Raw genomic sequence first — 11,097 nt, forward strand, 5'->3', positions numbered from 1 at the left:
CGTCGAACGCGCCCGCGCCGTACACCCCTCCTTCGACTCCACCGGCTCCGACTCCGGCCCCGGCTCCGGCCCCGGCTCCGACTCCGGCTCCGCAGACGGCGACGGCAGCGCGGCCGTCGACGAGATCTGCCGCCGCCTCGACGGCCTCCCCCTCGCCATCGAACTCGCCGCGGCCCGCCTCCGCCTCCTCACCCCCCGCCAGATCGCGGACCGCCTCGACGACCGCTTCCGCCTCCTCACCTCCGGCTCCCGCACCGTCCTGCCCCGCCAGCAGACCCTGCGCGCGGTCGTCGACTGGTCCTGGGACCTGCTCGACCAGGACGAGCGCACCCTGCTCCGGCAGGTCTCGGTCTTCGCCGGCGGCTGGGACCTCGCCGCCGCCGAGGCCCTCTCCCCGCGCGCCGCCGACACGCTGGGCGCCCTGGTCGACAAGTCCCTCGTCGTCGCCGCCCCCACCGAGGGCGGCGAGATGCGCTACCGCCTCCTGGAGACCATCCACGAGTACGCGGGCGAGCGCGCCGCCGAGACCCCCGCCCTGCGCGCCGCCGCCGAAGCCGCCCACACCGCCCACTTCACCTCGCTCGCGGAGACCGCCGAGCCCGAGCTGCGCTCCGGCGAGCAGCTCCCCTGGATCGACCGGCTCGAACGCGACCTCGACAACATCCGCGCCGCCCTCCACCGCACCCTCGTCACCGCCCCCGACGAGGCCGCCGCCCTCCGGCTCGTCTTCGCCATGGGCTGGTTCTGGTGGCTGCGCAACCACCGCTCCGAGGGCCTGGCCTGGACCGAACGCGCGGCCGCCCTCGGCGAGGACCCCGACGATCCGGCCGACCCGCGCCACTGGCCCCGGATGCACCTGCGGATGCTGTACTTCTTCCTCGCGATCGAGAGCCACACCGTCTCGGAGTTCCGCGACGACCCCGGCACCCTCGCCCTGGTGCGGCGGGTGCGGTCCGCGTTCGGGGACGAGCCGGGGCCCGAGGCCGCCCGCTTCCCCGGCCTGCTCTGGCCGTTCACCGAGGCCTTCAACGAGATCCACGCCGAGGAGCCGGTCGACCTGCGGGACCTCCTCGACACCGCCCTCGCCAACTGCCGCCGCCACGGAGGCGACTGGGAGGTCGGCGTCACCCTGATGTTCCGCACGCACATGGTCGTCGACATGCCCGGTGACCAGGCCGACGTGGACGAGGACCTGGCCGAGCTCCGCGCCCTGGCCCGCCGGGTCGGCGACCGCTGGATGGGGGCGCAGACCGCGAGCGCGGCGGCCGAGTCCTCCATGATGCGCGGCCGGTACGAGGAGGCCCGGGCGGACTACGAGGAGGCGCTCCGCCTCGCCCGCGAGGTCGGCGCCCACGCCGAGAGCCCCTTCCTCCTCGCCCGTCTCGCCGAGATCGCCTACCGCTCCGGCGACATGGAGACCGCCGGCGAGGGCCTCGCCGAGGCCACGGCGGAGGCCGAGCGGCACCACGTCAGGGACGCCCGGCCCTTCGTCTCCTTCCTGGGCGCCGCCATCGCCCTCCACCGGGGCGAGATCGAGGAGGCCCGCCTCCACGCGGAGGAGGCCGGCCGCCTGATCGAGGCGGGCGGCCCGCCGCCGCACTTCACGGCCGCGGTCATCGGACTCGCCGCCCGTGTCGAGGCGTACGGGGGCGGGGGCGCCGCGGCCGTCGCCTCCGCCGCGGCCGCGCTGCGCGCCGCACGGGACGCCCGCTGCGCGGACCTCATCGCCGCGACGCTGGGCCAGGGGCTCGCGGTCGCCCTGTCCCTGGCGGACGAACCGGCCCCCGCCGGCACGGTCCTGGCCGCCGTCGACTCCTGGCGCCGCGAGCTGCCCCGCTCGGTCCCGGAGCGGGTGGAGGCCGAGGCGGTGACGGCCCGCTCGCTCGCCGCCCTCGGCGCGCCGGGCCTCGCCGCCGCCCGGACGGCGGGCGAGGGCCTGGACCTCGACGGGGTCCTGTCCCTGGTGAAGGACTACGCGGAGGCCCCCTCGGGCGACCGCGCGGAAGACTCCTCGAACGGCTCCCCGGACGGCGTCAGGAGCAGCTGATCCGGGACTGCGCCCAGTCGGCGATCGCGGCCCGGCCCAGCGGGGACGTCTCCTCGACCACGAGCCGGATCCGGGAGCGGCCGGTGATGTCGACGTGCACCGGGACCGGCGGGTCGCCCGCCTCGATCACGCCGGACCGCCAGAGCCGCTGCCCGTCCCCGTAGACGGAGAAGCGGACGCCGCCGACGCCGAACAGGGCGCTCAGGTCGTCGACGCCGACCACCGCGTCGTAACTCGCGCACTGCCGGTTGAGGTCGATGACCAGCGAGGACGGCGCGTGGACGCTCACCCCGTACGGGTACCGGTCGCCACCGGTGGAGAGGCCCCTGCGCTGCCACATGAAGCCGCTCTCCGCCATGGACACCTCGGGCTTGGTGCCGTCGCCGAAGATCCCGTAGTCCAGCTCGTCGATCTGGTAGACGGCCGGCGGCGCGGGCGGGAGAGGGGGCTGCGCGGGGCTCGGCGTCGGCCCGGGCTCCGGCGTCGGTTTCGGTGTGGGCTTCGGCGTCTGCTTCGGACCGGCCGGCGGCGAGGTCCTCGGCGGCGTCGGCTCCGGGGACGACGAGGCGGGAGGCGCCGGCTCCGGCGTCGGGCTCGGCCGGGGAGAGGGCTCCGCCGGATCGGAAGCGGACGCGGGCACGGGCTTCGCCCCGGGCGCCGAAGGCTCGGCCGGTACCGCCGGCACCGGCGGAACCGGCGGTACGGGCTTCGCCGCCGGTTCCGGCGCCGCCGGTGGCGCGGGCTCCTGCGGCGCCACCGGGGTGACGACCGGCTGCGGGGGCTTGGGCGCGGCCACGGGCTCCGGGTCCCCGGCCATGGCCCAGGCGAGTCCGGCGGCCGCGGCGACGGCCATGACCGCCGCGATCCCGGCCTTGGCGGGGGCGCCGAGCCCCTCGGCGGCGGCACCGCCCGAGGCGGCGCCCCCCGAGGACCCGGAGGCGGCGGCCGCCGCGCCCGCCCCGGCCGCGGCGGCGCTGCCGCCCGCGACGGCACCGGCCGCCTTGAGCGCGTACCCGGCGGCGAACCAGCCGATGACGGCGACCGGCAGCAGCGCGGGGATCCCGGCGTTCACGTGCGCCAGCTCACCGGCGGCGAGCCGGCACTTGGCGCACTCCTCCAGGTGCTTGCGCAGGCCGCGCTCGGCCCGCATCCGCAGTCCGCCGCGCGCGTAGGCGCCGAGCCGGTCCGCGTACCGGGCGCAGTCGCCGCCCGCGGTCAGGGACTGGCTGACGTGGGCCTGGAGGTAGGCCTGTTTGAGCCCTTCGCGGGCCCGGCTGGCGAGCACGGCCGTGGCGTTGGCGGTCAGCCCGAAGAGCGGGGCGACCTCGCTCGGCGACTCCTCCTCGACGGTGGTGTGCCACAGCACGGCCTGCCACCGCTCGGGCAGTGACCGGAAGGCCTGCATGGCGAGCGACTGTTCGGCCTCGTGCATGGCCCGGACGTCCGCGCCGAGGTCCATCGTGTCCTGGTCGGAGACCTCGGAGGAGCGGGCGGCCTCCGCCGCGAACAGCGCGAAGTCCTCGACGAGCTGCTCCCGCTTCTGCGTCCTGGCCCAGCTCGCCGCGACCCGCCGGACGGTCGTCATGAGGTAGGCGCGCACCGCCTGCTCGGGCCCGGCCCCGCCCCGTACGGCCTGGAGGGTGCGGGCGAACACCTCGGCGGTGAGGTCGTCGGCGGTGTGCGCGTCGCGGCAGCAGGTCCTGGCGTACCGGCGCACGGCCTCGGAGTGGCGGCGGAACAGCTCCTCGTACGCGGAGTCGTCGCCGTCCCGCATGAGCTGGACGAGATCGGCGTCGGAGGGCGGCAGTTCGAGGGGCGGCGGAAGAACCCCACCGGCCCCGCCCTCGTCCCCGGACCCGGTCTCCTCCTCGCCCTCCGCGAAGCCGGCTCCACCGGGCCCGACTCCACCGGGCCCGACTTCACCAGGCCCGGTTCCGTGGGTCCCGGTTCCGCCGGACCCGGTCCCGGCGGCCGCCCCCGCGACGACCCCGGCTCCCGTCCCCGCTCCCGCCGGTTTCCCCTCACGCTGCTGTGGAACGCTCGCGCCGAGCGGATCGACGTACCCGGGAGAGCCCGGCGGCCCGGCCGAAGAAGTGCCGGCCACACCGGCCGTACCGGACGCACCCGCCGTACCGGAGTGACCCGCCGGCCCGCCCTGGCTCGGCACCTGCCGGGCGGGCAGACCCCCGGCCTCCGCGGTGCCGCCGTTTCCCAGCGGCTCGTCCCGACTCTCACCGCTCATCGCGGAAGCCCCCGTATGCATGCTCAGAACCGAACACCGGCCAAGCCTGCCACAGCGGGCGGGCACGCCGAAGCGACCCGTCCACTTACCACTCGTCCGGGGCGACTTCCCGCATCCGGGCGTGACCGCTCACACGTTCGTGTCATGCTCGTCGGTCCACCCGGACCACGGATCGCACCACCGGCGGCGAAGGACCCGGGTCGCCCGCGAAGGCGGAGGATCAGGCCCCTACCGGGACCGCAGGCCCTCCAGCAGGATGTCCAGGAGCCGCGACGAAGCCGCCGCCTGCTGCACCGCGTCCGGCAGGGCCGGCGCCGCGGTGGCGATGACGAGGAGGACGTCCGCCACGGTCACGTCCGCCCGCAGCTCACCCGCCTCCCGCGCCCGGTCGACCAGCCGCCCGACGACCTCCAGGAGCTCCGAGGCCCCCGCGTCGTCCCGCTCCTCGGCCGGCACGCCGCGCGGCGCGACCACCCGCGTGTCCACCTGCCCGTCGCCCCGCTGGTGCGGCACCCGGGCCGCGTCGTCCGCGTCCTCGGCGACGGCCGGCGTCACGGAGTCGTCCACGCGCACCCGCAGCACCTGCGGCGGCAGGAGCCGCCCCGCGCCCGAGGCCACCGAGGTCCGCAGGAACCGGGAGAGCGCCGACCACGGCTCCTCCTCCTGGCCGAGCGCGGTCCGCGCCTGCTCGGTCAGCCGGGCGGTCTCCTCCTCGGCTATCCGGCGCACCAGCACGTCCTTGCTGGGGAAGCGCCGGTAGACGGTGCCGACCCCCACGCGCGCGCGGCGCGCCACGTCCTCCATCGGAGCCCCGTAGCCGAGCTCGCCGAACACCTCGCGCGCGGCCCGCAGCACGTGCTCCAGATTGCGCTGGGCGTCCACCCGCAGCGGCGCGGCCCTGCCGCCCGCCACCGACGCGCCGTTGCGCTCGGAGGCGACGGCCCCCGCGGCGCGCACGTCGTCGACGGCCAGCGCCCCGGCGCCCGGCTGCCAGCGTGAATCCTGCATCTGCATAAGCGTTCCCCCGCTCATGATGTCTCCCCCCGGAGACTCCCCGCCCTGATACGGGGTTTCCGGCCGACGAGAGCTTCGGTCCACACGCTCCCGTCCGACACCCCGACGAAGTACGAACATAGTTGAGTCGGAGTCAATTCAGAAGGGGGTGTTCCGCACGGTGCGCCCCCCGATCGGAGCAAGGCCCGGATCACTCCCGTTTCCCACCCCCGGCCGAACCCGCCCCGGCCTCCGTGACCTGGGCCGATCCCACCGCGCTCCCCGCACCCGCCACCCCACGCCTCCGTACCCCTCCGGTCACACAATTCGTCGAGCCTGTGGACAAACAACGGACGGGGGTGCGTCATGGGACAGTGACCGAACCTGCGCGCATTCTCGTGGTCGGCGGTGGATACGTCGGCATGTACACCGCGCTGCGCCTCCAGCGGCAGCTCAGGGCGGAACTCCGATCCGGCGCCGCCGAGATCGTCGTGGTCACCCCCGAGCCGTACATGACGTACCAGCCGTTCCTGCCCGAGGCCGCGGCCGGCTCCATCTCCCCGCGCCACGTCGTCGTGCCGCTGCGCCGCGTCCTCGACCGCTGCCGGATCCTCATCGGCGAGGTCGGGTCCGTCGACCACGCCAAGCGGACCGCGACCCTCTCCACCCTCGCCACCGAGGAGGAGGGCACGGGCCCGGTCGAGCTCACCTACGACGAGCTGGTCATCGCGCCCGGCTCCGTCTCCCGCACCCTCCCGGTCCCCGGCCTGGCCGAGCACGGCATCGGCTTCAAGACCGTCGAGGAGGCCATCGGCCTGCGCAACCACGTCATCGAGCAGATGGACATCGCCTCCTCCACCCGCGACCCCGCGATCCGCGACGCCGCCCTCACCTTCGTCTTCGTCGGCGGCGGCTACGCGGGCGTGGAGGCCCTCGCCGAGCTGGAGGACATGGCCCGCTACACCGCGCGGTACTACCACAACGTCAAGCCCGGCGACCTGCGCTGGGTCCTCGTCGAGGCCACCGGCCGGATCCTCCCCGAGGTCGGCGAGAAGATGGGCCGGTACGCCGTCCGCGAGCTGCGCGCCCGGAACGTCGACGTGCGCCTGGAGACCCGGCTCGACTCCTGCGAGGACCGGGTCGCGGTGCTCAGCGACGGCACCCGGCTGCCCACCCGCACCCTCGTCTGGACCGCCGGCGTCAAGCCGTCCCCCCTCCTCGCCGCCACCGACCTGCCGAGGAACGAGCGCGGCCGGCTCCGCTGCACCGCCCGGCTCTCCGTCGAGGGCGTCGAGCACGCCTGGGCCGCCGGCGACGCCGCCGCCGTCCCCGACGTCACCTCCGGCGAACCCGGCAGGGAGTGCGCGCCCAACGCCCAGCACGCCGTCCGCCAGGCCCGGGTCCTCGCCGAGAACATCGCCGCCTCCCTGCGCGGACAGCCGCTCAAGGAGTACGCGCACGCGTACGCGGGATCCGTGGCCTCCCTCGGCCTCCACAAGGGCGTCGCCCACGTCTACGGACGCAAACTCAAGGGATACCCGGCGTGGTTCATGCACCGGGCCTACCATCTGAGCCGGGTCCCCACCTTCAACCGGAAGGCCCGCGTCCTGGCCGAATGGACCTTGTCAGGCCTGTTCAAACGGGAGATCGTCTCCCTCGGCTCGCTGGAACACCCCCGCGCCGAATTCGAGATCGCCGCCTCCCCGCCACCCGGCGACGGCGACAAGCCGTCGTCCTGACATCACTGTCAGTGCACTCGTCCACACTGGACGTGTGACCATAGGTGGGCTCACACCTGCACAGCGTGACTCTGCACGGCACCGACACCACGAGGCATACAGATCCGTGAACTTCACCCGTTGGAGCGCCCGGCTCCCCGGAACGCAGCGCCGCACGGCGCGGGGGACCGAAGGCTCCGTGCCCGCCGCCCGCGGTGAGCACGGGCAGCAGCTGGACCGGCCGGCCGACGTCGCCGAGGACGTCCCCTCCCTGGAGGACTTCTCCGTACGGGAGCTCCTCGGCCGCCTCCCCGGCCTGGTCGCGCTCGTGTACGGCCCGGAGCACCGCATCGCGTACGTCAACGACGCCTACGCCGCCGCCTTCGGCCCCCGCACCCCCGGCGCCACCGTCGCCGACACCTGCCCGGAGGCCGGGGACCTGGGCCTGCTGCCCCTCATGGACCAGGTCCTGCGCAGCGGCAAGCCCCGGACGGTCAAGTCCCGCCGCACCCGGGACGGCGGGTCGTACACGGTCACCTGCCTGCCCGTCGACAGCCCCCGCCTCGACGACGGCGGCGCCGTCCTCGTCCACGCCGCGGACGTCACCGACCACGCCGAGGCCGCCGAGCGGCTGCGCGCCAGCGAGCGCAAGCACCGCGAGACCGCCGTCACCCTCCAGCGCTCCCTGCTCCCGCAGGACCTGGAGCAGCCCGACGACCTGCGGATCGCCGCCACCTACCAGCCCGGCGGCACGGACGCGGCCGTCGGCGGCGACTGGTACGACGTGATCACCCTCGGCGCCGGCCGCACCGCGCTCGTCATCGGCGACGTGATGGGCCGGGGCGTCCGCGCCGCCGCCGTCATGGGCCAGCTCCGCACCGCCGTCCGGGCGTACGCGCGCCTGGACCTGCCCCCGCACGAGGTCCTCCAGCTCCTCGACGGCCTCGCCGCCGAGATCGACGCCAGCCAGATCGCCACCTGCGTGTACGCGATCCACGACCCCAACGAGGGCAGGCTGGTGTACGCCTCCGCGGGCCACCTCCCGATCCTCGTACGGGACGAGGACGGCACCGTCCGCCGCGCCGAGGACCCCACGGGCCCGCCGCTCGGCACCGGCGGCTGGCTCCACACCTCGGGCTCCATCGCCCTGCCGCCCGGCTCCACCGCCGTCCTCTACACCGACGGCCTGGTGGAGCGGCGCCGCGAGGACATCGACGAGGGCGTCGCCGCCCTCGCCCGCGCCCTCTCCGGCGCCAGCGGCACCCCGCAGGTGGTCTGCGACCGGCTCCTGCGCTCCCTGGGGGTGACCGCCGAGCACGACGACGACGTCGCCGTCCTGGTCGTCCAGCACCCCTCCCGGGAGGGGACGGACGCGGAGCTGTTCCACAACGCCGCCCTGGAACTGCTCGGCGGGGTGGAGGCGGCCCCCCGCGCGCGTGCCTTCGCCTCCGGGGTCCTCTCCAGCTGGCGCTTCCCGGTCGAGCTGCGGGACCTGGGGGTCCTGGCCACCAGCGAGCTGGTGGGGAACTCCCTCCAGCACGGCACCCCGCCCATGCGCCTGCGGCTGCGCCGCACCGACCGGCGCCTGATCATCGAGGTGACGGACGGGGACGACCACCTGCCGCGCCGCCGCAGGGCGGAAACGGAGGACGAGGCGGGTCGCGGGATCTCGATCATCGCGACGATCGCCTCGTCCTGGGGAAGCCGCCGCACACCGGGCGGCGGCAAAGCGGTCTGGTGCGAGTTCGCCCTGAAGGACTAGGCCGCCGGGGGACTAGGACGCGCTGACCGGTACGTCCTTCGCGGTCGGCTCGTGCCGGACGACGACCTTCGACGGCCTGAGGGCCAGTGAGGGCTGGTTCTGCTCGGGGGTGAGCTGCCTGCCGAGCCGGACGGCGAGGAAGGTGATCCCGAGCGAGAAGAGCACGAAGGTCACGATGTACGGACCGTGCAGCGCGGCCCCCATGGGCCCGCCCACGGCCGGACCGACGGCCAGCGCCAGCTGCTTCACCAGGGCGAAGGCCGAGTTGTACGAGCCGACCATCGACTCCGGCGCCAGATCGGCCACCAGCGGGGCCACGGTCGGCGACAGCATCGCCTCGCCGAGCCCGAAGAGGGCGTACGTGGAGACGAAGGCCGCCGTCGCCATGGTCTGGCTGCCGTGCCCGAGGCCCGCGTACCCGGCGATGATCCACGCCAGGGTCCAGATCAGGCCCACGGCCGCGATCACCCGGGACCGCCTGCGGCGCTCGACGAACTTGAGGACCAGGAACTGGGCCAGCACGATCACCGCCGTGTTGGCGGCGAGCGCGAGACCGAGCCCGGACGGCTGGATCCCGGCGGCCTCGGTGCCGTACGCGGCGAGGCCCGACTCGAACTGTCCGTAGCAGGCGAAGAAGAGGACGAAGCCGAGGACGCACAGCTGCACCATCGCCTTGTGCCCGAGCAGCGCGCGGACCCCGCCGCCCTTGCCGGCGCCGGACGGACGGGCGTCCTGGAGCGCGGGGGAGCCCGGCATCCGGACGGTCCCGACGATCCCGGCGAGCACCAGGAACATCGCGGCCTCGATCGAGAACAGCAGGATGAAGCTGCCCGGCCGGCTGGTGTCGACCAGCTGGCCGCCGATCAGACCGCCGACGCCGAGGCCCAGGTTCTGCAGGAAGAACTGCGTGGCGAACGCCCGGGTGCGCCCGACGGGCGTCGAGCACCAGACGATCATCGTGGCGAGGGCCGGCTGGAGGACGGCCGTACCGGCACCGAGCAGCGCCGCCGCCCCCACGGCCGTCGGCACGCTGGAGGCGAAGCCCATCCCCACCGCGCCCACGGCGGCGACGACCGAGGCCACGAGCAGCACGGGCACGGGCCCGCGCCGGTCGATGGCCCGACCGCTGAAGGGCAGCACCACGAGCGCGGCCATGGCGAAGACGGCGAGCACGATGCCCGCCGTCGCCGCGCCCAGATCCCGCACCTGCGCCACGTACACATAGAGGTACGGCACGGTGAAGCCGAGTCCGAACGCGCTCAGCGCGCTGCCTGCCTGAATCCGGCGCATCGCCGCGCCCCTCGCCTTGGTCACACTCACCCACTTCGGTCGCGGGTTCAGGCCTGTAGCCCTGAACCCTGAAGACTTAAAAGCTAAAGTTAACGTCTCAACTGTACACATCGAAGGACTTCAACGCCAACGGGGCCCGTGGGATACTCGCCGCATGTCCGAAAACCCCGAGCGATCCGGCCCGCAGGCTCTCCAGGAGCCGAGCCTCGACGAGCAGATCGCCGCCTACCAGCGCGAGTTCCGCGACCTCGACCCCCAGGTCGAGAAGGTCGTCTCCGCCCTCGGCCGGCTGAACCGCCGGATGAACGTGGCGTACGGACGCCAGCTCGCCGACCTCGGCATCAGCAACGCCGAGTGGGAGGTCCTCAAGACGCTGGTCCTCTCCGGGGAGCCCTACCGGCTCGGCCCCGGCGAGCTGGCCAAGCGCCTGGGCCTCACCCCGGCCGCGATGACCCACCGCATCGACCGCATGGCGGGAGAAGGCCTGGTCACCCGCGACCGCGACGAGAACAACCGGGTCCGCGTGATCGTCGAGCTCACCGACGAGGGCCGCACGAAGTGGCTGGAGGCCATGCGCATGGCCACCGCCTTCGAGGAGGACCTCCTCCAGGACCTCAGTACGGAGGAGAAGGGCGTCCTGGGCGACGTCCTCATCCGTCTCCTCCGCCGCGTGGAGCACACCCAGCCCGACGCCGGCGGCCGCCTGACGGACCTCGATTGAGGCCGTGGCGGGCGGGGTAGAGGGGGAGGTTGACACGCACCTTCCGGATGCGTAGTGTTCTCCGAGTTGTCACGGAGCCGGAACGGTTCTGCGGCAGCCACTCCCGCCGCTGATGCGGCACCTCTACTCAGCACGATCTCCCTCGCGGGAAGAATTTCGGCATGCCGAAATTCATTTCGAAAGACTCGATTATGAGTCGCCGGGGGAATCCGCTAGAGTTTGAGACGTCGGAACGGCCCAACAGCCGGAAAGACAACTCCCGCTGACCGGGAATCAGACGCCGAAAGGATCTGATAGAGTCGGAACCGCCGGAAGGGCCCGGAG

At 74.2% G+C, this 11,097-nt stretch carries 7 protein-coding genes; 4 read left to right on the forward strand and 3 right to left on the reverse strand.

Going from position 1 to position 11,097, the window contains the following annotated elements:
• A partial coding sequence (locus tag ADL08_RS06055; protein WP_420710538.1) for an ATP-binding protein occupies window positions 1-2,047 on the forward strand: 2,047 nt, incomplete at its 5' end.
• On the opposite strand, the gene ADL08_RS06060 is transcribed toward ADL08_RS06055, so the two are convergent.
• Both ADL08_RS06060 and ADL08_RS06065 read right to left on the reverse strand, forming a co-directional pair.
• Window positions 2,034-4,289 (reverse strand): sigma-70 family RNA polymerase sigma factor, encoded by a 2,256-nt coding sequence (locus tag ADL08_RS06060; RefSeq protein WP_053641011.1) that lies wholly within the window; start codon window positions 4,287-4,289, stop codon window positions 2,034-2,036. The genes ADL08_RS06055 and ADL08_RS06060 overlap by 14 nt on opposite strands.
• Window positions 4,290-4,517: 228 nt before the next feature.
• Window positions 4,518-5,303 (reverse strand): TetR/AcrR family transcriptional regulator, encoded by a 786-nt coding sequence (locus ADL08_RS06065; RefSeq protein WP_053641012.1) that lies wholly within the window; start codon window positions 5,301-5,303, stop codon window positions 4,518-4,520.
• A gap of 353 nt (window positions 5,304-5,656) precedes the next feature.
• On the opposite strand from ADL08_RS06065, the gene ADL08_RS06070 reads away from it, so the two are divergent.
• Both ADL08_RS06070 and ADL08_RS06075 read left to right on the forward strand, forming a co-directional pair.
• Window positions 5,657-7,021, forward strand: coding sequence for an NAD(P)/FAD-dependent oxidoreductase (locus ADL08_RS06070; protein ID WP_053641013.1), 1,365 nt, complete (start codon window positions 5,657-5,659; stop codon window positions 7,019-7,021).
• A 106-nt stretch (window positions 7,022-7,127) separates the two neighbouring features.
• Window positions 7,128-8,762, forward strand: a complete 1,635-nt coding sequence (locus ADL08_RS06075) for an ATP-binding SpoIIE family protein phosphatase (RefSeq protein WP_053641014.1) — start codon at window positions 7,128-7,130, stop codon at window positions 8,760-8,762.
• A gap of 12 nt (window positions 8,763-8,774) precedes the next feature.
• Here the strand turns inward: ADL08_RS06075 and ADL08_RS06080 are convergent, their stop codons facing one another.
• The gene (locus ADL08_RS06080) at window positions 8,775-10,052 is read right to left on the reverse strand and encodes an MFS transporter (protein WP_234352015.1); all 1,278 of its coding nucleotides are present in this window, start codon (window positions 10,050-10,052) and stop codon (window positions 8,775-8,777) included.
• 154 nt (window positions 10,053-10,206) lie between these two features.
• Between ADL08_RS06080 and ADL08_RS06085 the strand changes: the two genes are divergently transcribed.
• The gene (locus tag ADL08_RS06085) at window positions 10,207-10,773 is read left to right on the forward strand and encodes a MarR family winged helix-turn-helix transcriptional regulator (RefSeq protein WP_053641016.1); all 567 of its coding nucleotides are present in this window, start codon (window positions 10,207-10,209) and stop codon (window positions 10,771-10,773) included.
• Window positions 10,774-11,097 lie beyond the last annotated feature (324 nt).

The sequence above is a fragment of the Streptomyces sp. NRRL F-6492 genome (genome assembly GCF_001280125.1).
Taxonomy (GTDB): Bacteria; Actinomycetota; Actinomycetes; order Streptomycetales; family Streptomycetaceae; genus Streptomyces.